Genomic DNA, 25,803 nt, shown 5'->3' with positions numbered 1-25,803 from the left:
TGGTCAACATGGGCGGCGGCTGTGGCGGCTCGACGCCGGACCGAGTCCGCGCCATCGCACGGGCGGTGAAGAAATCCCCGCCGCGCGCTGTTCCCGTCATCGAACCGAAGATGCGCCTGTCGGGCCTCGAGCCGTTCACGCTGACCGACGAAATTCCGTTCGTCAATGTCGGCGAGCGCACCAATGTCACGGGCTCGGCCAAGTTCAGGAAGCTGATCACGGCCGGCGACTATGCCGCCGCGCTCGACGTCGCGCGCGACCAAGTCGCCAACGGCGCGCAGATCATCGACATCAACATGGACGAAGGGCTGATCGATTCGAAGAGGGCGATGGTCGAATATCTCAACCTGATCGCCGCCGAGCCTGACATAGCCCGCGTTCCCGTGATGATCGACAGTTCCAAATGGGAGATCATCGAAGCCGGCCTGAAATGCGTGCAAGGCAAGCCGCTGGTCAACTCCATTTCGATGAAGGAAGGCGAGGAGGCCTTTCTGCACCATGCGAAGCTCGTCCGCGCGTATGGCGCGGCGGTGGTCGTCATGGCTTTCGACGAGGACGGCCAGGCCGACACCCAGGCGCGCAAGGTCGAAATCTGCACCCGCGCCTACAAGCTCCTGACCGAGCAGGCGGGATTCCCGCCCGAGGACATCGTTTTCGATCCGAACATCTTTGCCATCGCCACCGGCATCGACGAGCACAACAATTACGGCGTCGACTTCATCGAAGCCGCACGGCAGATCACCGCGACGCTGCCGCATGTCCACATATCGGGCGGCGTGTCGAACCTCTCCTTCTCGTTCCGCGGCAATGAGCCGGTGCGCGAGGCCATGCATGCCGTGTTCCTCTACCACGCCATCCAGGCCGGCATGGACATGGGCATCGTCAACGCCGGGCAGCTTGCCGTCTACGACACCATCGATCCGGACCTGCGCGAAGCCTGCGAGGACGTCGTCAACAACCGTCAGCCGAAGGGCGGCGGCACGGCGACCGAACGCATGCTGGAACTCGCCGAGCGCTTCAAAGGCACGGCGGGCAAGGAGGCGCAGGAACGCGATCTCGCCTGGCGCGACTGGCCGGTCGAGCAGCGCATTTCGCACGCGCTGGTCAACGGCATCACCGAATTCATCGACGCGGACACGGACGAAGCGCGACTTGCCGCCGAGCGCCCGCTGCATGTCATCGAAGGTCCGCTGATGGCAGGAATGAATGTCGTCGGCGATCTGTTCGGCGCGGGAAAAATGTTCCTGCCGCAAGTGGTGAAGTCCGCCCGCGTCATGAAGCAGGCGGTGGCGGGCCTGCTGCCGCACATGGAGGCGGAGAAGTTGGCGAACGCCGCCAACGGCGTCGACACCGGCGAGCGCCAGACCGCCGGAAAGATCCTGATGGCGACGGTGAAGGGCGATGTCCACGACATCGGCAAGAACATCGTCGGCGTGGTTCTCGCCTGCAACAATTACGAGATCATCGACCTCGGCGTCATGGTGCCGGCGGCGAAGATCCTGCAGACGGCGCGCGAGCAACAGGTCGACATCATCGGCCTGTCCGGCCTGATCACGCCCTCGCTCGACGAGATGGCGCACATGGCCGCCGAGATGGAGCGCGAAGGCTTCGACATTCCGCTGTTGATCGGCGGCGCGACGACCAGCCGTGTGCACACGGCGGTAAAAATCCATCCGCGCTATGCCAGGGGCCAGACGGTCTACGTCACCGATGCCAGCCGCGCGGTCGGCGTGGTGTCGGCGCTGCTGTCGAACGAGACCAAGGGCGGCTATGTCGACAACGTCCGTGCCGAGTACAAAAAGGTTGCCGATGCGCACGCGCGCAGCGAAGCCGACAAGCAGCGCCTGCCGCTGGCCAAGGCGCGGGCCAACGCCCACAGGATCGACTGGTCGGCCTATAAGCCGCCGAAACCATCCTTCCTCGGCCTGAAAGTCTTCGAAGGCTGGGACCTGGCCGAGCTCGCGCGCTATATCGACTGGACGCCGTTCTTCCAGACCTGGGAGTTGAAGGGGCGCTATCCCAAAATCCTCGACGACGAGGCGCAAGGGCCGGCGGCGCGGCAATTATTCGAAGACGCCCAGGCGATGCTCAAGAAGATCATCGCGGAAAAATGGTTCGCGCCGAGGGGCGCCATCGGCTTGTGGCCGGCCAACGCCGTCGGCGACGATATCAGGCTGTTCACGGACGATAAGCGATCGCAGGAGCTGGCGACCTTCTTCACGCTGCGCCAGCAGCTGACCAAGCGCGACGGCAAGGCGAACGTCGCGCTGTCGGATTTCGTCGCACCTTTGGACAGCGGCAAGGCCGATTATCTCGGCGGCTTCATCGTCACCGCCGGCATCGAGGAGGCAGCGATCGCCGAGCGCTTCGAGCGGGCGAACGACGACTACTCGTCGATCATGGTCAAGGCGCTGGCCGACCGTTTCGCCGAAGCCTTCGCCGAGCGCCTGCACGAGCGCGTGCGCAAGGAGTTCTGGGCCTATGCGCCAGACGAGGCTCTGGCGCCGGACGCGCTGATCGGCGAACCCTATCGCGGCATCCGCCCGGCGCCGGGCTATCCGGCGCAGCCCGATCACACGGAGAAAGCGACGCTTTTCCGCCTGCTCGACGGCGAGCGCAATGCCGGCGTCAGCCTGACCGAAAGTTTTGCGATGTGGCCGGGCTCCTCCGTGTCCGGCATCTACCTGTCGCATCCCGAGAGCTATTATTTCGGGGTGGCCAAGGTCGAACGCGACCAGGTCGAGGACTACGCGCGCCGCAAGGCCATGCCGCTCGCCGAGGTCGAACGCTGGCTCGGCCCGATCCTCAACTATGTGCCGGCGCAGGGGCTGGATGCGGCCGCGTGAGCATAGTCGCAGACGGCCCTTGGGCTGGTTCGACGTCGAGACGCCAACCGGCATGTCGTTTGGATTCATGGCCAGGGCCGAGGATTGGACAGAAACCTCAGGGCTGCCGCTTAGAACGCTGACCGGCATCGATCTGTTGGAGGTAGCGCTTACCGGCTTCCCAGCCTAACAAGCGACCAGCGCAGCCTTGCGGCCTTTCGCCGTAGCAATGCTGCAACGAAGGTGCGCATGAAGATGGAGCTAGATCAGCGTGTGCGTGGTGTCCATTGATCGCATCGTCTTAGCTCCAGATGAACGCGAGGACGAAACCGGCAATAGCAATTGCCGAGATGACATTGGGCCATACGGCATCGTGGGCCGGTTTGGCTGGCTTGTACCTGTGCCCCGTGCGGGGCAGCAGGTCCGGATCGTAGCGCACGTGGCGCTTAAGATAGTATTTGATTGGCCGTTTCATCGCGGGCCTTGACCACCAGCGAGCTTAAGAGGAGGCGCTGTGCTGGCTGACCAAAAACTTGCGCTCAAGGCAACGGAATAGAATCATTCGAACGAACACTGTTCGTCATGACGAGTAGGGAAGTGAATGCGGTCGGCGCGCCGCTTTCAAAAAATCTAACCGCGCGTTCTGGCTTTCGGTTCTGGCGCGCTTTCCGACGGATTTTCAGTCAACTTTTCAGATCGCCGATCCCTTGCCAACAGGGACTTCTTTTTTCTCGCCGGCAGCTCATCACCCTCAGCGGTCGCGCGGCCATGCTTCGCGGCAATCGTCGGCTCTGTTCGTTCGATAGTCTTTTTTTTGCACAGCTATCTCCCGATTCAGAAGATTAACGCGGCATAGCGCCAGGCAGTTCCGAAGGTCGCTAATGTACAGCGACAGCACGCTTCGCTCTGGGGCGGCCCAGCGGCTTGGTTAGGGGGTGAGGCCGCTGGGCCTGACCAGCGAGTCTTCGGGGCGCGCGCTCGACTGGCTGTTTAATATTTTAGCTAAATCAATGTAATCGAAACATGCGAACGAAGTACGCGGCGGCAATGGTCGACGTTCGGTGAGGAGACCCGCGCTAGCCCTTCAGCCTCACGCCCGGCCCGCCTCGAAATTACAAGCACAATCAGCAAGTAGGCGGTTTCGCATATCACGACTAGACTTTTAAGGCGAAAATGCCTTGTGATTTCAATATCTTACAAGATATTGCTCTTGCGTCAGCTTCGATTCTCCGCCATGCTTTCTGGCGAGGGAAGGGTCACATGGGTCGACGCGGCGGCGGACCAGACCTTGGCCGGGGTGGCATAGCTATGTCCAAGGTCGAGACCTAAAAGCTTGCCGGCGATTTCCAGGTCGTCTCACACCACCGGCTGCCGGTGCCACTTCCGGCTTGGCTTTGTGAGAGCCGCAACCTGGAGACTTGCAAATGAACTTCCACGTAAACGCTGCCGGCATCGACGCCGACTGGCAATTCGAACTAGGGGCATGGATCACACACCGCGACCAGCCCATGCCGTCGCTGGTGCTGTCTCGAGCGAAAGCCGGAAAGCTAGGAGATGTTTACGGCGTGCGCTCATTCGCAACCGTGGATCCGAATAGAGACAGGATGATATTGGGTAGCCTCAAGCCGATCGATGACGCGGCTTGGGCGGTTTGCTTGTTAACACCGGAATGGGCCGCCGAACTTGCGGCCTAGCTGGTGGGCGAAGCACCGGCAAACGACAAAACCCCGCTCCGACGGGAGTTTTTCATGTCGCCATGTTGCTATTCGCAGCCTCCGCTCATTACCAAGCCTTACAAATCAATGGCTTATGTTGCTGCCAATTCCAGCGCTAGCAACATGGTTTTTGGCGATTTAGGCAGCTAAGTGCTTGATTTTGTTTGGCTGGGGAACCTGGATTCGAACCAGGACTAACGGAGTCAGAGTCCGTGGGTCTACCGTTAACCTATTCCCCAGCAGGCGCGGTTGAAGAAAACCGCGCGGGCAGGGCGGCGATGGCGCCGCGCGTGCCTTGTAGCCGCCGCCGGAAAATAGTCAAGCCTGTGCCATGCTTCATTTGGGGCAATCGCGTCAGGTTTTTGATGCGTCCCTTACCCTTACACATTCCTCGACGAGACAGTGAAGCCACTGCATCGCTGCGTTCTTCGGCCACTGTAACGGCATGGATCCTAGGGTCTGCGCGACGTCGCTTCGCTCCTGCTTCGCCCTAGGATGACGAAAGGAGTGTAGTTTCGGCCAATCTCCAAGGTTGGAGATTTGCCATTAGCGTCAGCTTGGTTTGCGACCGGTGCTAATTTTCAACATTTGCGACTAGCCGTAAGCCAACACGCCTTCGTCATCCTAGGGCGGAGCAGGAGCGAAGCGACGTTGCGGAGACCCTAGGATCCATGCCGTTACCTCTGGGCGTCGCGGCGTTGAACAGCAGGGGGCCGCGCCTCACTCAGCGTTGCGGCCCTCTTCCCCATTCTTCGCGCATCACCGTCTGAAACGATTGCCCGGCATCTCACTTCCCACCCCGCCCGAGCTGCGAATGCTCGAAGTACAGCACCACGCTGAGCGCGATCACCAGCGGGATGATCAGGTAGAACAGCCGAAACACCAGGAGTGCGGCCAGCACGCCGACCGGGTCCATGTGCGACAGGCCGGCGAGGAAGACCACCTCGAACACGCCGAGCCCGCCCGGCGCATGCGAGATCTGCGCGATCGAGAACGACACCAGGAAGACGCCGAGCACGACGAAATAGCCGGGATTGCCTGATACGGGCAGGGCGAAGAAGATGATCGCCGCCGCTGCCAGAAGCTCGATCGGGCCGATCAGCAATTGCCGCGCGACGATCGGCAGGGCCGGATAATGAACCTGGAAGCTGCCGATCTTCAGCGGCCGGAGATGCAGCCAGCTGCCGAAGACATAGGCCGCCACCAGCAGCAGCATGGCGACGCCCGCGGCAATCGTCAGGCCATGGTGCGGCGCGCCGGAGAACCGGCCGATAATCTCCGGCTCGAAGACCAGCACGAGGCCGGAGACGAGGATCGTCGACAGCACGAATGTGATCCAGCAGATCGCTACCAGGACGCCGACATCCTGCCCGGTCAGCCCCCTTGTGCCATAGGCGCGGTAGCGGATCACGGCGCCGGAAAACACCGAGCCGCCGATATTGTGCGACAGCGCGTAGGTGGTGAAGGAGCACAGGGTGACGAACAGCCAGGAGACTCGTCTGCCGATATGCAGGAGCGCTATGTGGTCGTAGCCGGCCAGCGACGCATAGGCGATGACCGAGCTCAGCGCGGCGAGTACCCAGCCGCGGGCAGGGATGGCGACGATGCCGTCCCAGACGTCGTCGAGCGAAATGCCGCGCAGCTCGTGCAGCAGCAGCCACAGCGAGAAGACGACCGCCGCAATGCCGACGACCGGCCAGAAATAGCGCCTCCAATTCATGACGTGACGATCATGCGTTGCAGCCCCGTTGCCCCTTTTTCGGTTCGCGTCGGGAAAACTGTCCGCGATTCCGAATGTTCTATCCCCGCCATTTCAGAAATGCCTTATCGAAGCCGGCTATTCAACCGGCAAGGCGCGCTGCTGCGCCTCTTCTTCCCTTCTCCCCTTGTTGTGGGAGAAGGTGGATCGGCGCGTAGCGCCGAGACGGAAGAGGGGTGTTGGAAGAAATGAGGCCTTGCCAAGCTGGAACACCCCTCATCCGACCGAGCGGAGCCTGTCCTCGGGCTTGCCGGAGGCAAGACCCGTGGGCTCGGCCACCTTCTCCCACAAGGGGAGAAGGGATCACCAACATCGCCGCATCTCAAGCCACCGGCAAAATTCGCCCCCTGCGCTCTTGGTGATCCGGGCCGGCGCTGCTAGTCTGGCGGCAACTTAGAACACATGACAGCGCCTGCTGCGTCCGGTCTCCGGTTCGCGCGGCGCCGGAAGGAACTGAAGTGGAAGACCACGACACCGGCGCTGGCGCGCCGGAAGTGGGCGTGTCCAGGGCTTCGCCGCCGCCATCCGGCCAGGCAAGCCCATCCGCCGGCCGGCAGAATGGCCGCCCGGTGCAGCCTTGGTCCAGTCATGGACAGGCAGGCGACGCGCCCCCGCATCAGAATGGCCAGAATCAGAAGGCCAAGACCAGGAAGCGGCGCAAACGCCGGCGCGGCCGCAAGGTTTTCGTGCGCGATGACGCTCAGTTCGCAGCGGCCGGACTGTCGGCGGCCGCCGCCCCCGGCGCTCCAACAAGCCGTCCGCTCGAGGCGATCGTCGTGCCTTCGCCCTCAGCTGCGCCGAGCAGGCCGGAGCAGGATGTTCGCCGCCCGCCGGTGCAGGAACTGCCGGTGTTTGCCGCACTTGACCTCGGCACCAACAATTGCCGGCTGCTGGTGGCGGTGCCGACGCGGCATGGCCAGTTCCGCGTCATCGACGCTTTCTCGCGCATCGTCAGGCTTGGCGAGGGCCTCACCGCCAATGGGCGGCTCGGGCAGCCCGCGATGGACCGTGCGGTCGAGGCGCTGAAGATCTGCGGCGACAAACTGCGCAGCCGCAAGATCAGGAAGGCCCGGCTGATCGCCACCGAAGCCTGCCGCACGGCCGCGAACGGCGCCGAGTTCCTCGATCGCGTCGAGCGCGAGGCGGGCTTGAAGCTCGAGATCATCGACCGCCAGACCGAGGCGCGGCTGGCCGTGTCTGGCTGCGGCTCGCTGGTCGACCGCGACACGCAAGGCGTCGTCCTGTTCGACATCGGTGGCGGCTCCTCGGAAATCGCGCTGATCGATCTCACCGGCCACCGCTCGCCGCGGCTCGCCAACCACATCGTCTCCTGGACGTCGCTGCCGGTCGGCGTGGTTTCGCTGGCCGAGCGCTTCGGCGGCCGCACCGTCACCCGCGAGATATTTACCGCCATGGTCGAGGATGTGGCAGTGCGCCTGCATGCCTTTGACGGGCGCGACCGGCTGAGCCATGTGCTCGCCAGCCCGAAATTCCATCTGCTCGGCACCTCGGGCACGGTGACGACGCTGGCCGGCGTCCACCTCGACCTGGAGCGCTACGACCGCCGCCGGGTCGACGGGCTGTGGATGGACCGCGACAGCGTCGACCGCATGGTCGAAAAACTGGTCGGCTGGGACTTTCAGCAGCGCGTCGCCAACCCTTGCATCGGCGCCGATCGCGCCGATCTGGTGCTGGCCGGCTGCGCCATCCTGGAAGCGATCCGCGCGGTATGGCCGTCGGAAAGGCTGCGCGTTGCCGACCGCGGCTTGCGTGAAGGCATATTGAGCGAATTGATGGCCGACGACGGTGTCTGGCGCAACAGTGGACGTGGCAGAGCATGATCCCGAACCGAAGGACCGCGCCAGCGAAAAGTGGCAACCGGTTTTCTCGGACCCAAGCGGAAGCATTGCTTAGGTGAACAGTCGACCCCCACTCCGTCGAGCTTCGCTCGACACCTCTCCCCCGATCGACGGGGTAGAGGAAGGGCGCGAGCTTATGCAGGCTGGCGCCCTTCCTCTCCCTCCGGAGGGGGGAGAGGTGGCGCTGCGAAGCAGCGACGGAGTGGGGGAAGCCGTTCACGAAACGCGCAGCCGCCGAAAAACGGCCGCAACTCGGCGAGCGAGAAAACTCAAACAAGAAATCAAGCAATGACCAAGAAACCGGAAAAACCAGGCTCTGCCAGCATTCGCGTGCTGAAGACGCGGATCAAGAAGAAGAGCGGCCTGAAGGAATCGTCACGCCGCTGGCTGCAGCGCCACATCAACGATCCCTATGTCCAACGCTCCAAGGCCGACGGCTACCGCTCGCGTGCGGCCTACAAGCTGATCGAGATCGACGACAAGCACCATCTGCTCAAGCCCGGCATGAAAGTCATCGACCTTGGCGCGGCACCCGGCGGCTGGTGCCAGGTCGCCGCCGCGCGCACGAAATCGACGGCCGAACACCCGCATGTCGTCGGCATCGACTATCTCGAGATGGATGCGGTGCCTGGCGCGCCAGTGCTGTTGATGGATTTTCTCGATCCGCAGGCGCCCGAAAAGCTCGCCGAAACGCTGGGCGGCCGACCGGATATCGTTTTGTCCGACATGGCCGCGCCGACCACCGGGCATAAAAGGACCGATCACATCCGCACCATGTATCTGTGCGAGGTGGCAGCCGATTTCGCGCTGTCGGTGCTCAAGCCGGGCGGCCATTTCCTCGCCAAGACTTTTCAAGGCGGCGCCGAAAACGAGCTGCTCTCGAGGCTCAAGCAGAATTTCCGCTCGGTCCATCACGTCAAGCCGCCGGCCTCGCGCGATGAATCCGTGGAGCTTTACTTGTTGGCGAAGGATTTTAAGGGTTAGCGTCATTTCCTTCTCCCCTTGTGGGAGAAGGTGGCCTCGCGAAGCGAGGTCGGATGAGGGGTGTTCCAGCTTGGCAACACGCTTGCAGTTGTCATCGCCTCATTTCTTCCAACACCCCTCATCCGTCTCGGCGCTGCGCGCCGATCCACCTTCTCCCACAAGGGGAGAAGGGAAAGAGCCCTCAACTCCCCGGTGGACCCACCTCCAGCGCCTTCGGCGCTGTCAGCCCGCCATATCCCGACACCGCGTTGCCGGCGTCCGGCGCCAGCCGCATGAATGACAGCGATGCAACCGCCGACACGGCGGCGACGATGAAGAACGCGATGTGGAAGTCGCTCAGCGTCAGCGGCCCGCCATGGATTGTCGTCGACACTTCCAGGATGCCGCCGGCCAGCGCCACGCCAAGCGCGATCGACAGTTGCTGGAACACCGCGGCGATCGGCGTTGCCCTGCTGGTGTCGGCGGCCGAAATCTCGGCATAGGCAAGCGCGTTGATGCCGGTGAAGAACATCGAGCGGATGAAGCCGCCGACGAGCAGGGCGGCGAGGATCAGCAGATAGGGCGTTTCCGGCGTGAGCAAGCCGTTGATGGCGATCGACGCCGCCGCGATCAGCGAGCCGAAGATCAGCACACGGCGGAACCCGGCAACCCTGAAGATCAGCGCCGTGACGAATTTCATGCCGATGGCGCCGATCGCCGCCACGAATGTGATCATTCCCGATTGGAACGGCGTCAGCCCGAAACCGATCTGGAACATCAGCGGCAAAAGAAAAGGCACAGCGCCGATGCCGATGCGGAACAGTCCGCCGCCGAGGACCGAGGAGCGAAACACCTGGTTGCGAAACAGATCGAGCGCCAGCAGCGGATTCCTGGCGTGGCGCGCATGCAGGAGGTAAAGCACCGCTGCTACCAGCCCGACCGCCACGGTGAGAAAGCCGGCAATCGGCGGCAAAGCGGGCAGGCTGACCACCGACAGGCCGAACACGATGCCCGATGCCGCCAGCCCGCTCAGCACGAAGCCGACGAAATCGAGCGGCGGCGTCTGCGCCGATTCGGTTTTCGGCAGGAAGCGGGTGGCGAGCCAGATGCCGATCAGCCCGATAGGCACATTGATCAGGAATATCCAGTGCCAGGTGAAATAGGTGGTGATGAAACCGCCGACCGGCGGCCCGACGAGCGGCCCGACCAGCGCCGGAATGCTCAGCCAGGACATGGCGGCGACGAGTTCGCTTTTCGGCGTGGCGCGCACCAGCACAAGGCGTCCCACTGGCGTCATCATGGCGCCGCCAATGCCTTGCAGGAAGCGCGAAACCACGAAAGCCGGCAGCGAATTGGACACGGCGCAAGCGACCGAGCCGACGATGAACACGGCGATCGCCGCGCGAAAGACGTTCTTGGCGCCAAAGCGGTCGGCCATCCAGCCGCTGATCGGAATGAAGACCGCCAGCGACACCAGATAGGCGGTCAGCGCCAGCTTGAGCGCGACCGGGCTGGTCTGCAGGTCGATGGCGATCGCCGGCAGCGACGTCGCGATGACGGTCGAATCCATGTTTTCCATGAAAAGAGCGACCGCCAGGATAAGCGGAATGGTGCGGTTCATGGAACGCGTCCGGATTGAATGTTCACCGCCGATTGCTTGCCGGTCCCTCGGGGGCAAAGGGGGCAAGCCGACACGCAGGGCGGGTACCACGGGTTGCGTCGGATGTCGCCTTAATTTGCCGTCACATTTATGCGACCCTGGCAGCCGAGCCAGTCCGGAGCCTTGCGAGGAATGGCGCAAATAAAAACCGCCTCGTGGGCGGGTCGATGGCGCGAATCAGCGCCATGAATAAATTCCTAGCATAACTGCCGTCACAAAGCAAGGATCACGAGCCCGCACACGTGCACAACCAATCGGCTTTTCATCGGCGACGGGACGTGTTACGAGCCAGCGCCAATCCTGAAAGGGAAGAAGACGAGTCGGCGCTGTCCATCCGGTCCAGCGCTTTTCATGCATTCCGAGGGCTGGCCATGGCAAAAATTATCGAAACGTCCACGGGCGCGTTGGCGCTGACCTTTGACGACGTGCTGCTTCAGCCGGGTCATTCCGAAGTCATGCCCGGCGAGACCGATATCCGCACCCGCATCGCCGGCGACATCGACCTGAACGTGCCGATCCTTTCCGCCGCCATGGATACCGTCACCGAGGCGCGCCTTGCCATCGCCATGGCCCAGGCCGGCGGCATCGGCGTCATCCACCGCAATTTCTCGCCGGCCGAACAGGCCGAGCAGGTGCGGCAAGTGAAGAAATTCGAGTCCGGCATGGTCGTGAACCCCGTCACCATCGGCCCCGAGGCGACGCTCGCCGATGCGCTGGGTCTGATGCGCACCTACAGCATCTCGGGCATTCCCGTGGTCGAGAATGGCGGCGCTGGCGGGCATACGGTTGGACGGTTGGTCGGCATCCTGACCAACCGCGACGTCCGCTTCGCCTCCGATCCGGCCCAGAAGGTCTACGAGCTGATGACCCGTGAGAACCTGATCACGGTCAAGGAGAACGTCGATCAGGACGAAGCCAAGCGGCTCCTGCACCAGCACCGCATCGAGAAGCTGGTCGTGGTCGACAGCGACGGCAATTGCGTCGGGCTGATCACCGTCAAGGACATCGAGAAGTCGCAGCTCAATCCGCACGCCACCAAGGACGTGCAAGGACGCTTGCGCGCGGCGGCCGCCACCAGCGTCGGCGATGACGGTTTTGAGCGCGCCGAGCGCCTCATCGATGCCGGCGTCGACCTTCTGGTGATCGATACCGCGCATGGCCACTCGCAACGTGTCCTGGATGCGGTGACGCGGGCCAAGAAGCTGTCCAATTCGGTCCGCATCCTGGCCGGCAACGTCGCCACCGCAGAAGGCACGCTGGCGCTGATCGATGCCGGCGCCGACGCCGTCAAGGTCGGCATCGGGCCGGGTTCCATCTGCACCACCCGCATCGTCGCCGGCGTCGGCGTGCCGCAGCTTTCGGCGATCATGTCGGCGGTCGAGACGGCGCAGAAATCGGGCGTCTCGGTCATTGCCGATGGCGGCATCAAATATTCCGGCGATCTCGCCAAGGCGCTCGCCGCCGGCGCCAGTGCCGCCATGATCGGCTCGCTGCTGGCCGGCACCGACGAGAGCCCAGGCGAGGTCTACCTGCACCAGGGCCGCTCGTTCAAAGCCTATCGCGGCATGGGCTCGGTCGGCGCCATGGCCCGCGGCTCAGCCGACCGCTATTTCCAGGCCGAGGTGCGTGACACGCTGAAATTGGTGCCGGAAGGCATCGAAGGGCAGGTGCCCTACAAAGGACCTGTGTCCGGCGTGCTGCACCAGCTTGCGGGCGGCCTGAAAGCCGCTATGGGTTATGTCGGCGGGCGCGACCTTGCCGATTTCCGCGACCGCGCCACCTTTGTACGCATATCCAACGCCGGACTTCGTGAAAGCCACGCCCATGACGTCACGATTACCCGCGAAAGCCCGAATTATCCCGGCGGAGCCTGACCAGCTTGCGCGAAGCCTGACGGCAATGATGCTGCGGCTGTCCCGCCACGCCGCCGCACTCTGTTTCGTCTGCGTGGCGGTTTTCGTCGCCATGACGGCGATGGAGTTCCTGTATTTCCGCCAGTTGAGCGGTGGCCTGCCGTCGCTCGATTTGCGCTGGACCGGTTTCACCCCGGATGAAGGCATGGCCTGGCTGACGGCGCTCGGCCGGCGCGGCAGCGAGATCATCCTGGTCTGGCATTATCTGACCTTCGACCTCTTGTTCCCGGCGCTGCTGTCGCTGACGCTGGTCAGCCTGATCCTGGCCACGGGGCGGCGGCTGAAGAATTTCCGGGCGCTGTCCGCGCAGCTCCAGTCGCTGTTCGCGCTTGTCCTGGTGCTGCCCTACACGCTTGCCGATTATGCGCAGAACTTCGCGGTGGCCCGCCTGCTCTCAGATTTCCTGTCGGCCAATCCGGATTCGCTGTCCTTCGCCTCGGCGCTGATCGTCACCAAATTCGCGCTTCTGGCGATGCCGGTGATCGTCATCGCGGTTTTCCACCTGGCCGGTCAGAAACAGCGCTGAGCTCCCCTTCTCCCCTTGTGGGAGAAGGTGGCCGAGCGAAGCTCGGTCGGATGAGGGGTGTTGGAAGGATCGCGACTTTCAAGTCGTGATAACTTGAAATCATTCGATATTTTAACGCGGCGTTTCTTCCAGCACCCCTCATCCGTCTCGGCGCTACGCGCCGATCCACCTTCTCCCACAAGGGGAGAAGGATGTGGCAGGCGCTACAAATCGAACAGCGCGATCTTGCGCTTGTCGAACTTGATCGCAATCTCGCCGCGCACCAGTTTGAGCGCGGCCTCGCCGAACACGGCGCGCCGCCAGCCTTGCAAGGCCGGCACGTCGGCGGCCTCGCCCTCGGCGGCGATGCGGTCGATGTCGTCGCTGGAAGCCAGCACCTTCGAAGCGACGCCCTCCTTTTCAGCGACGATCCGCAACAGCACTTTCAACAGTTCCGCGGCGGCATTGGAGCCTTCGGGCGGCTGAAAACTCTTCGGCAGCTTCGGCATGTCTTCCCTGGGCAAGGCAAGCGCGGTGTTGACTGCGCCAAGCAGCGCCGTTGCCGTCACCGAGCGTTCCCAGCCTTTCGGCGTGGTGCGCAGCTTGGCGAGTGCTGCCGCATCGCGCGGCGCCTGCTGCGCCACCTCGTAGATGGCGTCGTCCTTGAGCACCCGGCCGCGCGGCACGTCGCGTTCACGCGCCTCGCGCTCGCGCCATGCGGCCACCGCTTGCACGATCGCCAGCTCCTGCGGCTTGCGCAGCCGCATCTTCAGCCGTTTCCAGGCGTCCTCCGGGTGCGGATCGTAGGTCTCGCGCGCGGTCAGAACTTCCATCTCCTCGTTCAGCCAATGGGCGCGGTTCTCGCGCACCAGCTCGGCGCTGAGGTGCTGGTAGACCTCGATCAAATGGGTGACGTCGGCAAGCGCGTAGTCGAGCTGCTTCTCGGAAAGCGGCCGGTGGCGCCAGTCAGTGAAACGTGAGGACTTGTCGAGCCGGGCGCCGGTTATCTTCTGGACGAGCTGGTCATAGGAGACGCTGTCGCCGAAGCCGCAAACCATCGCCGCCACCTGGGTGTCGAACACCGGATGCGGGACCAGATCGCCGAGATGAACGATGATTTCGATGTCCTGGCGCGCCGCATGGAAGACTTTGACGACGGCCTCGTTGGCCATCAGCCTGAAGAACGGCTTGAGGTCGATATCGGTTGACAGCGGATCGATCAGCGCCGTCACGCCGGGCGCCGCCATCTGGATCAGGCAGAGGATCGGCCAAAAGGTCGTCTCGCGAATGAATTCGGTGTCGACGGTGACGAAATCCGACTTTTCGAACGCGGCAACAGCGGTCTCGAGTTCTTCTTGGGTGGTGATGACGTGCATCAAATCGCTTTTGGCAAAGGGTACGGTCTCCTTCAATTTCAGCCGCGCGGGCTTTCGTCAAGCCGCAGCCCCGGGTTCAAGCCATATGGGCCGTCATCATTGCTTCCCAGGCCCATCGGAATCATCATTGCGCTTGGCCAGCCGGGCGAAGACCGTCGATGTGCGCAAAAGGCCGATGAAACGGCTGCGATGGCCGGCCGGCACGCCGGATCGCACCTGCATCCGGTACAGGATGACGACGACGAAGATGGCGTAGACGACGGCGGTGAACACGAACAGCGCGCTTGGCCCGAAATACTGCATCGCCGTCGAGGCGGCGAACGGCCCGCCAATCGCGCCGAAGGAATAGAACAGCATCAGCGCCGCGTTGATCAGCACGAACTCGCCCCTGTCGGCGCGGTCGTTGGAGTGCGCCGCCGATAGCGAGTAGAGCGGCATGGCGAAGCAGCCGAAGATGAAGACGATCACGAAGTTGAGGGACGGGTCGCTGCGCGCCCAGAACACCAGCGCCAGCGATGCCAGCAGCGCGCAGCACGTCGTCATCAGCAGCACGGAACGCCGGTCCCAGCGGTCGGACAGATAGCCGAGCGGATACTGGATGATGGCGCCGCCGAAGATGCCGACGCTGACGAAGGTGACGACGTCGGTGACCGACATGCCGATCTGTTCGGCATAAACCGGCGACAATGTGCGAAAGGCGCTGTTGGTGACGCCGACGGCGATGCAGCCGAAGCAGCCGAGCGGCGAAATCCGCCAGACGCGGGCCAGGTCGAGCCTGACGTCTTCCGGCGGGGTCGGGTTGGAGCGGTCGCCGAGCGACACCGGCACCAGCGAGAGCGTGATCATGATCGACATGATGGCGAAGATTGCAAAACCGCCGGCGCCGAAGATCGGGATCAGGAACTGTGCGCCTGTCACCGAACCGATGTCGACCATCCGGTAGATGGCCAGCACCCGAGCGCGGTCCCTATTGGCGACCCCGGAATTGAGCCAGGCTTCCATGATGGTGAACAGGCCGGCGAAGCAGAACCCGCCGGCAAAGCGCACTGCGCACCACATAACCGGATCGACGACCAGCACCAAAAGCAATGTCCCCGCCGAAGCGATCGCCGCCAGCGCGGAGAAGGCGCGCACATGGCCGACGGCCTTCATGATGTGGGTTACGGCGAGGCAGCCGAGCAGGAAGCCGGCGAAATAGAACGTGCCCATCAGGCCGATGGTCGAGGCCGAAAACCCCTCCTGCGCGCCGCGCAACGCGATCAAGGTGCTCTGCAGTCCATTGCCGCCGAGCAGGATGCCGGCGGCAATAAGGAGTGGGATCAGCGGGCGCATGGAGGACATGAAGGAAGGCCTGTCGTTGATCCTTCTTGAACCATCGCCTGCGCCAATGCCAGCGGCAATTCCCGGCGATTAGCGGGCCAGCACCGGCAATCAGTATCTCAACTAGAATTTTGGCTTTGGGAGCGGTCTTTCGCACTCCCGACGGCGCACTGGGGTGGCTGTCCGCCTACCGCAGGATTCTGTTTGTCATCAGCCATCTCACGGAGCGGGGCCACGCGTAGTTCGGACCCATGCGAAGATCGGTAAAGCCTTGCAAAACAGCTTTCCCGGTTTCAGCGTCGAGGATGCGAATGAACATAGTATGCTCTGTTCGGTTGACGCGCGTCACGACGCCGAGCAAGGCAAGAGACGCGCCGTGCTCTTTGGCAATTTTGCCTTCACAGCCCCCGCAGTTGCGTAAGCCGTGCGGCGCACCCGCCTGCTCATCCCTCGCTGGCACATCAACGACTGTAAAACGCCCAGACTTGGAGAGCATGTCCTTCGCCATTTGTGCCGACTCGGACAGATAGCGCCTATCGTGTTCATCCGGGGGGATTATTCCTGCCCCAGCGCTCTTGTCCTCCAATTCGAAAGGAAACACCTCGATTGACATCGGCTTTGTCTGCTGAGCGTGCGCAAATGTGCAAGTGCCGACAAGCAGTGTCATCAGGACAGTCAATGTGCGAATGCGCATGGTAGTCCTCACATCAATGGACGGCCATTGTACACGGCTTGATCACCCTAATCACGATCAAAGCAGAAGATAGCAGTCGCCTTCCGTCAGCCGCGGCGCGTAGTCCGCTTCGGAACGGGCGATGCCGAAAATCTCCTGCGCGCCGCGCCATACCCTGAAGGAGCCGGGCTGGTTCCAGCGGGAACCAGCTTGGCTGTATTCTATCGTGCTTGCTATACTCCATCGGGCACGTCACAGGGGGCTTCCCATGTCAGGCTATTTCGGCACAGAGGTTCAGCAACGCCTGCAAGCTCAGGCTGAGGCGAGTGTCGACTTCATCAATGTGACCCCCGGCGAGTGCCAGACCGGGCGCACTATGGGGTGCGATGATCCCGACCGGTTCGGGTGGGAGCTGATCGACAAGATCCTCAATCGCGACGGCATCTGCGGCTTTCGTATGATACCAGCAAGCAAGGCGGATGAGCTCAAGTCGAGATTGGCCAAGGGGGGCTTCCGCTTCGATACCTGGGACGTTTTCTTGGCCGACCAGGCAAGTGCCCTGGCGGCGTCTGAGGCAATTATCGATCAGGGACTGCCCGACGGACTTCTCGATCAAGACAAGCCGACCGAGCCGGATGATGAGTATACGGCTCGCATCCAGGCGTTCATGGCGGCGTCGGGCGTAGTGCCATTTTCGGGGTCGCTGCTGGCCGGAACGGTGGGACCGGCGACGACAGTAGTGGTGGGCGACAAGACGGGTACCGTCGCGGCAACCGCGCATGGCTACTTGGCTCACAATTCCTACAGCACCTATCACCGATATGCGTGGGGTGGACTGGTTGCGGTCGCGCAATCGCAGAGGGGCCGAGGGCTCGGCAACCACATCAACGCTCGCATGATCGTCAGTGTGTTTCGCGATCTGCATGCGACGCACATCTATGAGCTCGTATCAGCCTCGAACGTACCGTCCCGGCGAATGGTGGAATCATGCGGGCTTCGTCGCGATCCCGCTGTTGTGTGTGGGGTTGCTACGCCTGGCGATAGTGCGCGCTTCACCCGCTGACCGCCATGGGCGGTCGATGTTGGATCGCAGCTTATTCCGAGCGATGATCGCGTAGGGCGAGAGCCGAAGTCCAACCTGAGATGCTGCCCTAGCGCCGTCTGCCTTGACAAAGGCGGCCTCTCATGTGCTTTTCGCGCAAATTTTCGGGCCAGGCCATCATGCCTTGGCCGCAATCAACATCCGGACTTACCAATGACAATGCATCGTTACCGCAGCCATACCTGTGCCCAGTTGAGGAAGAGCGACGTCGGCTCTTCCGTTCGCCTGTCGGGTTGGGTGCATCGCGTTCGCGACCATGGCGGCCTCCTCTTCATCGATTTGCGCGACCACTATGGCCTGACCCAGATCGTCGCCGATCCGGATTCGCCGGCCTTCAAGATTGCCGAGACCGTGCGCGGCGAATGGGTCGTCCGCGTCGACGGCGAGGTCAAGGCGCGTCTGGCAGAGACCGCCAACGCCAATTTGCCGACCGGCGAGATCGAGGTTTTCGCGCGCGAGATCGAAGTGCTGTCGGCGGCCAAGGAATTGCCGCTGCCGGTGTTCGGCGAGCCGGACTATCCCGAGGACATCCGCCTCAAATACCGCTTCCTCGACCTGCGTCGCGACACGCTGCACAAGAACATCGTGGCGCGCACGAAAATCATTGCCGAGATGCGCAAGCGCATGGGCGAGGTCGGCTTCACCGAATTCTCGACACCGATCCTGACCGCTTCATCGCCCGAAGGGGCGCGCGACTTCCTGGTGCCGTCGCGCATCCATCCCGGCACTTTCTACGCGCTGCCGCAGGCGCCGCAGATATACAAGCAATTGATCATGGTGTCGGGCTTCGACCGTTACTTCCAGATCGCGCCCTGCTTCCGCGACGAGGACCCGCGCGCCGACCGCCTGCCGGGCGAGTTCTACCAGCTCGACCTGGAAATGAGCTTCGTCGAGCAGGACGATATCCTGGCGACCATGGAGCCGGTGATGCGCGGCGTGTTCGAGGCCTTTGCCGCCGGCAAGCCGGTGACGCAGGAATTTCCGCGCATCGCCTATGACGTCGCCATGCGCAAATACGGCACCGACAAGCCGGACCTGCGCAACCCGATCGAGATGCAGGCCGTCTCCGATCATTTCCGCGATTCCGGTTTCAAGGTATTCGCCAACATCCTCGCCAACGACCCGAAGGCCGAAGTCTGGGCCATTCCGGCCAAGACCGGCGGCTCGCGCGCCTTCTGCGACCGCATGAATTCCTGGGCCCAGGGCGAGGGCCAGCCGGGCCTCGGCTACATCTTCTGGCGCAAGGAAGGTGAAAAGCTCGAGGGCGCCGGTCCGCTCGCCAAGAACATCGGCGAGGGGCGCACCGAGGCGATCCGCCAGCAACTCGGCCTTGCCGATGGCGACGCTGCCTTCTTCGTCGCAGGCGACCCCAAAAAGTTCGTCTCGTTCGCGGGCGCCGCACGCACCCGCGCCGGCGAGGAGCTGAACCTTGTCGACCGCGACCGTTTCGAATTGTGCTGGATCGTCGACTTTCCCTTCTTCGAATGGAACGAAGACGAGAAAAAGATCGATTTCGCCCACAATCCGTTTTCCATGCCGCAAGGCGGCATCGATGCGCTCAACGGCGAGGATCTGCTCGGCATCAAGGCGTTCCAGTATGACATGGTCTGCAATGGTTTCGAGATCGCCTCCGGCGGCATCCGCAACCACCTGCCGGAAACCATGGTCAAGGCGTTCGAGACTGTCGGGCTGGATCGCGAGACGGTTGAGGAGCGCTTCGGCGGCCTCTATCGCGCCTTCCAGTATGGCGCGCCGCCGCATGGCGGCATGGCGGCCGGCATCGATCGCGTCGTCATGCTGCTGGTCGGCGCCAAGAATCTGCGCGAAGTGACCATGTTCCCGATGAACCAGCAGGCCTCTGACCTGTTGATGAGCGCGCCGTCGGAAGCCAGCCCGCAGCAGCTTCGCGAATTGTCGCTGCGCGTCGCGGTGACCAAGAAAGAGGTTTAAGAACCTCCCGCAACCGATTCTGTTGATTCACAAAAAAGCCCGGCATCGCGCCGGGCTTTCGCTTCAAGGGACCGTTCCGGTCAGTCCTCGTTCGCCTTGACCGTCACGCCAAGCGTCTTCGTCAGGTCCACCGGGTTGGACATGGCGCCCGCCATGATCAGCGCGAACGGCACCGCTGCCGGCGGCTTGGCCAAGATCTCGAGGCTCTGCGGGTCGTCGAGATACTTGCCGACCGCAGCCGACACCTGCGCCGTCAATTCGGGATTGTTGAGCTGCGCCATGCCGAAAGGCACGATCGCCTTGGCCTGGTTGGCGATATCCTTGCCGGACATGCCTTGCTGCTTGCCGACATAGTCCAGCACCTTGTTGGTCAGCGAATCGTCGTCGAAGCGGATCGAAGCGCTGTTGAACGAAAGCTGCTGCAAGATGCCGAGCATGGCCATGCCTTGCGCCGAATTGTCGGCGCCTTCGGGCTGCGCCGCCATCTTCTTCTGCGCCTCCTGCAGCGATTTGATGACGTCAAGCGTGTAGCCGCCGAAACCGAAGGTCATGCCGAGCGTTCCGGCATTGTCGACGGAGATGTCGTATTTCGACAGCTCCATCTTGCCGTCCGAAGGCTGCCAGGTGCCCGCCATTTCAAGGTTTCCGGTGATGTTCTGGTAGCCGAGCGCGTTGATCACGTCTTTGGACTTCGGATCCTCGATCAGCGTCAGGTCGGCATTGAACTTTTCCGTCGTGCCGGAAAATTCCATCGCCTTGCCGTCGGCCGGCGGCGTGATCTCGATGGCAAGCCCGTCCATCGAGAAGGCTGTCTTGTCGGCGACCTTGACCGTCATGTTGTCGAGTTCTGCCGATTTGTACATCATCAGCGAGCCCAGCGGGCCTGTGGCGCCGTCGGCCGGGACCGTCATGTCGTGGATGACGAAGGGACTGAGGTCGAGCGTGACGCCGTCCTCGCTGTGCTGGAACGCCGCAGTCGAGACCGTTTCGATTTCATAACCGCCGTTGGCTTCGGTCACCCCTTCGAGTGTGACGTCGCCGAGCTTAAGCGCTTCCTTTTCGGCCGCCGGTTTGACGGCGACGCCTTGCAGCACCATGCTGGAGGCATCGCCCGTCACCCCGGTCCATGAGATGTCGACGCCCTGGGCGGCGAGAGCCGCCTTCAGCCGGTCGGCGACCGCAGCATCCTGCGCGAAGGCCGCGTTCAGGGGCAGCGTCAGCAGGAAGGTCGAAAAAGCGAGTTTGTTGAGTGTCGAGCGTCTGATCGTCATTGCGAGTCCCCTGAGCGTGCCTGAATTATTCTAGAATTCTTTGCGCCGTCACCCTTCCGTGACGAACTGGACGGGAAAAAGGCATTCTCCCGCACAATGGCCGAAAACCATGGCGAAAGGCAAATCCGATCCATCGCGCCCCGATCCATCGCTTGCCATAGACGCGGGGTGTAACCAATTGATGTTGGTCGTTGCTGGAGTGCGTCCAGTTCGTGTTGCAGAAGGCGGCTCGCATTCAAGCGCCTCTTGCCGCGAATCACCCGCTCGGCTAGTCCCAGCCCATGGGAAAAAGGCTTTTACCGCCTGGCGATGGCGGTGGCGACAACATCGAGCCGGTTGATCTGAAGAAAGCGCTGGAAGAGCGCTATCTCGCCTATGCGCTGTCGACCATCATGCACCGGGCGCTGCCGGATGTGCGCGACGGGCTGAAGCCGGTCCATCGCCGCATCATGCATGCCATGCGGCTGCTCAGGCTCAACCCCGACCAGGGCTTCGCCAAATGCGCCCGCATCGTCGGCGAGGTGATGGGCAAGTTCCATCCGCATGGCGACCAGTCGATCTACGACGCGCTGGTGCGGCTGGCGCAGGATTTCTCGATGCGCTACCCCCTGGTCGACGGCCAGGGCAATTTCGGCAATATCGACGGCGATAACGCCGCCGCCATGCGCTACACCGAAGCGCGCATGACCGATGTGGCGACCGAGCTGCTGTCCGGCATCACCGAGGATGCCGTCGACTACCGGCCGACCTACAATGAGGAGGACGAGGAGCCGGTCGTGCTGCCCGGCGCCTTCCCGAACCTGCTCGCCAACGGCTCGTCCGGCATCGCCGTCGGCATGGCGACTTCGATCCCGCCGCACAATGCCGCCGAGCTCTGCGACGCCGCGCTTCATCTGATCGAGCATCCGGACGCGCCGGTGACGACGTTGATGGACTTCGTTCAAGGACCGGATTTCCCGACCGGCGGCATCATCGTCGACAGCCGTGCCTCGATCCTCGAAGCCTACGAAACCGGTCGCGGTGGTTTCCGCGTCAGGGCGAAATGGAGCCAGGAGGACCAAGGCAGGGGCACCTGGAGCATCGTCGTCACGGAAATCCCCTACGGCGTCCAGAAGGCGCGGCTGATCGAAAAGATCGCCGAGCTTTTGATGGCGCGCAAATTGCCGCTACTCGAGGACATCCGCGACGAGAGCGCCGAGGACGTCCGCGTCGTGCTGGTGCCGAAGAGCCGTTCGGTCGATCCCGGCATCCTGATGGAATCGCTGTTCAAGCTGACCGAGCTCGAAAGCCGCTTTCCGCTCAACATGAACGTCCTGTCGCGCGGCAAGATACCCAACGTGCTGTCGCTGAAAGGCGTGCTCAAGGAATGGCTGGAGCACCGCCGCGAGGTGCTGATCCGCCGCTCGAGGCATCGCCTCGGCGAGATCGAAAGGCGGCTGGAGATCCTCGCCGGCTATCTGATCGCCTATCTCAACATCGACGAGGTGATCAGGATCATCCGCGAGGAGGACGAGCCCAAGCAAGTGATGATGGCGCGCTGGTCGCTTACCGACAACCAGGCCGAAGCCATCCTCAACATGCGGCTGCGCGCCCTGCGCAAGCTCGAGGAATTCGAGATCCGCAAGGAATTCGACGGCCTCACCACCGAGAAGAAGCAGATCGAGGCGCTTCTTGCGTCCGACGCCAAGCAGTGGTCGACGATCAAATGGGAAGTCTCCAGCATCCGCGAGAAATTTGGACCGGAGACCGAACTCGGCAAGCGCCGGACCCAGTTCGCCGATGCGCCCGAACATGACCTGACCGACATCGCCCATGCCATGATCGAGCGCGAGCCGGTCACCGTGGTCGTTTCGGAAAAGGGCTGGCTCAGGGCGATGAAAGGTCACCTGACCGACCATTCGTTACTGACCTTCAAGGAGGGCGACAGCCTCAAGCTCGCCTTCCACGCCCAGACCACCGACAAGGTGCTGGTCTTCACCACCGGTGGCAAGTTCTACACGATCGGCGCCGACCGGCTGCCGGGTGGGCGCGGCCATGGCGAACCGATCCGCATCATCGTCGACATGGACAACGACCAGGACATCGTCACCGCCTTTGTCCATGATCCCAAGCGCAAGCTGCTCTTGGTGTCGCATGACGCCAATGGCTTCATCGTGTCGGAAGAAGAGGTCGTCGCCAACACCCGCAAGGGCAAGCAGGTGATGAACGTCAAGGCGCCCGACGAGGCCCAGCGTTGCGTGACGGTCGCCGGCGACCATCTCGCCATTGTCGGCGAGAACCGCAAGATGCTGGTCTTCCCGCTCGCCGAGATCCCTGAGATGGGTCGCGGCAAGGGCGTCCGCCTGCAGAAATACAAGGATGGCGGCGTCCTCGACCTCAAGACTTTCACGCTCGAAAGCGGTCTCTCCTGGCAGGATTCGGCCGACCGCACCTTCGTCAAGTCGCGTGAAGAGCTGATCGAATGGATCGGTGCTCGAGCCTCGGCCGGGCGCATGGTGCCGAAGGGATTCCCGAGGACGGGGAAATTCGGGTAAAGCTGCCGATCTCCCCCCTTGAGGGGGAGATGTCGCCGAAGGCGACAGAGGGGGTCGGCACGTCCTGACGCGACCTCTTATTGTGGACTGAGGACGCCGGCGCTTTATGCGCGGCGACCCCCTCTGGCCTGCCGGCCATCTCCCCCTCAAGGGGGGAGATATCTAGACATTTGGAATGTCGTCACGATTGCTGCACTATATCAGTGCATAAGTATCGCTACATGAGCCGTTTGGGAGAAATGAGCATTTGAAGGAAGCTAGGATTCGGAAACCGGAAGGCCAGCAGCGCCTGTTTGGCCTGTCGACGCCGCTCAGATCCGCCGTCATTCCGCCGCTTTCGGCGGCGCGCTGGCTTCTGGTGCTGATCGTTGCCGCCGGGGTCTATTTCTTTCATGGTTTCCTGGTCCCGGTACTGGCCGCGCTTGTCATCGCCTTTGCCAGCTGGCCGCTCTATCGGCGATTGCTCGCTGGTGTCGGCGGCAACCGCACGATCGCCGCGACATTGGCGATACTGTTTATCCTCACCTTCCTGGTGGTGCCGATCGCGCTCGCCGGCGCCTACGCCACAAACGAAGTCCGCGAATGGGTCGGCTGGGCGATCGAGACCAACCGCGAAGGCGCGGTGACGCCGCACTGGATCGCCACGCTGCCCGTGGTAGGCGAGTGGCTGAACGAGCAGTGGACGCGCAATCTCGGCCATCCCGGCGGCATCGGCGAACTGATCCAGCTGATCAGCGGCGCCAACATCGGCAGCATCTACCGCGGCGTGCTGGCTGCCGGCGGCAGCGCCTTCGGCCTTCTGCTGGCGCTGCTGTTCATGATGATCGCGCTGTTCTTTGCCTATCGCGACGGCGAGCATTTTGCCGGGCAGATCGACCGTCTCGGCGAACGCATCCTGCCGACCAGATGGGAGCGGATTTCGCGTGTCGTGCCGGCGACGATTTCCTCGACGGTGACCGGCATGACCATTATCGCCATCGGCGAAGGGGTGGTGCTGGGCGTGGCCTACTGGCTGGCCGGCGTGCCGTCGCCGGTGACGCCCGGCGCCCTGACCGGCATCATGGCGCTGATTCCCGGCGGCGCACCGCTGTCCTTCACGCTTGTCTCGATCTATCTCGCCGCCAGCGGCTCGCCGATGGCCGGTTTGGCGCTGTTCATCTGGGGGAGCGTCGAACTGTTCATCGTCGACAAGACATTGCGCCCGAAACTGGTCGGCGGCCCGATAAAGCTACCGTTCCTGCCGACCTTTTTCGGCCTGATCGGCGGCGTCAAGACGATGGGCTTTCTCGGCCTGTTCATCGGCCCGGTGCTGATGGCATTGCTGGTCGCGATCTGGCGCGAATGGCTGCGCGCGGTGGACTTGGCCGACGAGCTTGCCCCCGCAGCACCGGACGACCTGGAAGGTGCTCCGCCGCAGATCGACATCGTCGCGGAGCACGCCGCCGCGAGGAAGAGTCAGGCCGGGTGACTGACCGCAAGGGTGGCGCGGCGCCTGCGCCCCTCATGCAGCTGCCATAGCGAATGGGCGACCAGTGTGACGATCAGGATCGCGCCGCCGATCAGGCTGTTGCGCGACGGCGCTTCGGCAAAGATCATCCACATCCAGACCGGCGCCAGCACGGTTTCGAGCAGATAGAACATCGCCACCTCCGGTCCCGAAACATATTTCGGTCCGTTGGCGAGGCAGAAGAACGAGATCGGCATGATGACGGCGCCGTTGAAGATGATCCACCACGGCGCGTTCACCTGAAGGCCTTCGCCTGAGACCATGAACACCGCGACGGCCAGGGGCAGGACCACGCCGATCAGCGATGTGAACCCCATGTCCTTGCCGCTGGCGCGCGAGATGGTGATGGCCAGGGCGATGAAGAAAGCCGAGCACAGTGCCATGAGATCGCCGAACAGGTGCCCGGTGCCGATCGAATCGCCGACGATGATCGCGACGCCGAGGATCATGACCAGCATCGCGACCACGGTGACCAGTCGCGGCCGCTCCTTCAGAAACACCCAGGACAGCAGTGCCGCGAACACGGTGTTGAAGGCCAGGATGAAGACCAGATTGGCGGTCGTGGTGTAATAGATGCTGGTGACGAAGGTGACCGAGGTCAGTCCGTAGCATATTGCGACAACGAGCCCCGACCAGCCGGGGATGAGCTGCGGCGCGTTCCGGCTCAGCGAGCGCCAGACAGCCCAGATGACCAGCGCCGCGACCAAGGTGGTGCCGGTGCGCAGCAGGAGGATCGTCCATGCGCCGCCGTCGGCCAGGCGGATCAGTGGAATGTCGACGGTCAGCGTCAGGCCGCCAACGGCGGTGATGAGAAGGCCCTTCTGGTGATCGTTGTGGGACGACATGCGGCAATTCTCGCAATGAATGTGGA

17 protein-coding genes and 1 tRNA gene are annotated in these 25,803 nt (G+C 62.9%); 10 read left to right on the top strand and 8 right to left on the bottom strand.

Annotated features, from left to right (window positions below; all coding sequences use genetic code 11):
• Together metH and EOB36_RS25045 are read left to right on the top strand one after the other, a co-directional pair.
• The coding region (gene metH / locus EOB36_RS25060; RefSeq protein WP_128285945.1) for a methionine synthase at positions 1 to 2,846 on the top strand (2,846 nt) is incomplete at its 5' end.
• Between the two features lie 1,403 nt (positions 2,847 to 4,249).
• Complete coding sequence (locus tag EOB36_RS25045) at positions 4,250 to 4,519, top strand: hypothetical protein (protein WP_127206706.1); 270 nt, start codon at positions 4,250 to 4,252, stop codon at positions 4,517 to 4,519.
• Between the two features lie 186 nt (positions 4,520 to 4,705).
• Here EOB36_RS25045 and EOB36_RS25040 read toward each other — a convergent pair.
• Together EOB36_RS25040 and EOB36_RS25035 are read right to left on the bottom strand one after the other, a co-directional pair.
• Positions 4,706 to 4,779: transfer RNA gene (locus tag EOB36_RS25040), tRNA-Gln, on the bottom strand.
• Positions 4,780 to 5,327: 548 nt separating this feature from the next.
• Complete coding sequence (locus EOB36_RS25035; protein ID WP_127290625.1) at positions 5,328 to 6,260, bottom strand: lysylphosphatidylglycerol synthase domain-containing protein; 933 nt, start codon at positions 6,258 to 6,260, stop codon at positions 5,328 to 5,330.
• Positions 6,261 to 6,757: 497 nt separating this feature from the next.
• Between EOB36_RS25035 and EOB36_RS25030 the strand changes: the two genes are divergently transcribed.
• Together EOB36_RS25030 and EOB36_RS25020 are read left to right on the top strand one after the other, a co-directional pair.
• Positions 6,758 to 8,140, top strand: a complete 1,383-nt coding sequence (locus tag EOB36_RS25030) for a Ppx/GppA phosphatase family protein (RefSeq protein WP_128285944.1) — start codon at positions 6,758 to 6,760, stop codon at positions 8,138 to 8,140.
• A 306-nt stretch (positions 8,141 to 8,446) separates the two neighbouring features.
• The gene (locus EOB36_RS25020; protein ID WP_126106929.1) at positions 8,447 to 9,142 is read left to right on the top strand and encodes an RlmE family RNA methyltransferase; all 696 of its coding nucleotides are present in this window, start codon (positions 8,447 to 8,449) and stop codon (positions 9,140 to 9,142) included.
• A 181-nt stretch (positions 9,143 to 9,323) separates the two neighbouring features.
• Here EOB36_RS25020 and EOB36_RS25015 read toward each other — a convergent pair whose 3' ends face one another.
• Positions 9,324 to 10,742: an MFS transporter gene (locus EOB36_RS25015; protein ID WP_128285943.1), complete on the bottom strand. Its 1,419-nt coding sequence runs from the start codon at positions 10,740 to 10,742 to the stop codon at positions 9,324 to 9,326.
• Positions 10,743 to 11,152: 410 nt separating this feature from the next.
• Here EOB36_RS25015 and guaB point away from each other — a divergent pair, with 410 nt between their 5' ends.
• Together guaB and EOB36_RS25005 are read left to right on the top strand one after the other, a co-directional pair.
• Positions 11,153 to 12,655: an IMP dehydrogenase gene (gene guaB, locus EOB36_RS25010; protein ID WP_095485726.1), complete on the top strand. Its 1,503-nt coding sequence runs from the start codon at positions 11,153 to 11,155 to the stop codon at positions 12,653 to 12,655.
• 25 nt (positions 12,656 to 12,680) lie between these two features.
• The gene (locus EOB36_RS25005) at positions 12,681 to 13,220 is read left to right on the top strand and encodes a hypothetical protein (protein WP_164897609.1); all 540 of its coding nucleotides are present in this window, start codon (positions 12,681 to 12,683) and stop codon (positions 13,218 to 13,220) included.
• Between the two features lie 203 nt (positions 13,221 to 13,423).
• Here the strand turns inward: EOB36_RS25005 and rnd are convergent, their stop codons facing one another.
• The 3 genes from rnd to EOB36_RS24990 all read right to left on the bottom strand — a co-directional run bounded on the left by rnd (position 13,424) and on the right by EOB36_RS24990 (position 16,589).
• A complete protein-coding gene (gene rnd / locus EOB36_RS25000; protein ID WP_128285942.1) occupies positions 13,424 to 14,575 on the bottom strand; it encodes a ribonuclease D in 1,152 nt (383 codons plus the stop codon).
• Between the two features lie 96 nt (positions 14,576 to 14,671).
• Positions 14,672 to 15,916, bottom strand: coding sequence for an MFS transporter (locus EOB36_RS24995; RefSeq protein ID WP_128285941.1), 1,245 nt, complete (start codon positions 15,914 to 15,916; stop codon positions 14,672 to 14,674).
• A 166-nt stretch (positions 15,917 to 16,082) separates the two neighbouring features.
• Positions 16,083 to 16,589, bottom strand: a complete 507-nt coding sequence (locus tag EOB36_RS24990; RefSeq protein WP_095485730.1) for a DUF3280 domain-containing protein — start codon at positions 16,587 to 16,589, stop codon at positions 16,083 to 16,085.
• 247 nt (positions 16,590 to 16,836) lie between these two features.
• Here EOB36_RS24990 and EOB36_RS24985 point away from each other — a divergent pair, with 247 nt between their 5' ends.
• A complete protein-coding gene (locus tag EOB36_RS24985; RefSeq protein WP_164897608.1) occupies positions 16,837 to 17,631 on the top strand; it encodes a GNAT family N-acetyltransferase in 795 nt (264 codons plus the stop codon).
• A 198-nt stretch (positions 17,632 to 17,829) separates the two neighbouring features.
• On the top strand, positions 17,830 to 19,620 hold the full coding sequence (aspS, locus tag EOB36_RS24980) for an aspartate--tRNA ligase (protein WP_164897611.1): 1,791 nt from the start codon (positions 17,830 to 17,832) through the stop codon (positions 19,618 to 19,620).
• A gap of 80 nt (positions 19,621 to 19,700) precedes the next feature.
• Here the strand turns inward: aspS and EOB36_RS24975 are convergent, their stop codons facing one another.
• Positions 19,701 to 20,891 (bottom strand): hypothetical protein, encoded by a 1,191-nt coding sequence (locus tag EOB36_RS24975; RefSeq protein ID WP_128285938.1) that lies wholly within the window; start codon positions 20,889 to 20,891, stop codon positions 19,701 to 19,703.
• A 281-nt stretch (positions 20,892 to 21,172) separates the two neighbouring features.
• On the opposite strand from EOB36_RS24975, the gene parC reads away from it, so the two are divergent.
• Positions 21,173 to 23,425 (top strand): DNA topoisomerase IV subunit A, encoded by a 2,253-nt coding sequence (parC, locus tag EOB36_RS24970; RefSeq protein ID WP_127290647.1) that lies wholly within the window; start codon positions 21,173 to 21,175, stop codon positions 23,423 to 23,425.
• 247 nt (positions 23,426 to 23,672) lie between these two features.
• Entirely contained in the window at positions 23,673 to 24,893 is a 1,221-nt protein-coding gene (locus EOB36_RS24965) for an AI-2E family transporter (RefSeq protein WP_128285937.1), read from the top strand.
• On the opposite strand, the gene EOB36_RS24960 is transcribed toward EOB36_RS24965, so the two are convergent.
• Entirely contained in the window at positions 24,881 to 25,777 is an 897-nt protein-coding gene (locus EOB36_RS24960; protein WP_128285936.1) for a DMT family transporter, read from the bottom strand. The genes EOB36_RS24965 and EOB36_RS24960 overlap by 13 nt on opposite strands.
• Positions 25,778 to 25,803: the final 26 nt, after the last annotated feature.

The sequence above is a fragment of the Mesorhizobium sp. M6A.T.Cr.TU.017.01.1.1 genome (assembly GCF_004023115.1).
Classification (GTDB): Bacteria; Pseudomonadota; Alphaproteobacteria; order Rhizobiales; family Rhizobiaceae; genus Mesorhizobium; species Mesorhizobium mediterraneum.
The sequence above is the reverse complement of the archived record's forward strand: the minus strand, read 5'-3'. Positions and strand labels throughout refer to the sequence as shown.